We start from the raw sequence: 250 nt of genomic DNA on the forward strand, positions 1-250 counted from the left end.
GGTAAAACGCGGCAGAGAAGATGTCTGCCCCTCATGCCAGAGCCGGATCGCTATGCCGGATTTGGTTCGCCCCGCACGCCCTGCCCGCTGGGTAATCGCCGCCTGTGATGCACGCACGGTTTCCAGCCGTGTCAGGCCGGTCGCCGGTTCAAAGCGCGGCTGACGCGACAACCCGCTGTCGATCACCACCCGCACACCGTCGATAGTGATTGAAGTTTCCGCAATCGAGGTTGCCAGCACCACTTTGCGT

At 62.4% G+C, this 250-nt stretch carries 1 protein-coding gene; it reads right to left on the reverse strand.

The genetic code is table 11. From position 1 onward, the window contains the following. A partial coding sequence (locus HBA93_RS22395) for a helicase-related protein (protein WP_286202148.1) occupies nt 1–250 on the reverse strand: 250 nt, incomplete at both ends.

The organism is Ochrobactrum sp. SFR4 (assembly GCF_019730395.1).
Taxonomy (GTDB): Bacteria; Pseudomonadota; Alphaproteobacteria; order Rhizobiales; family Rhizobiaceae; genus Pseudochrobactrum.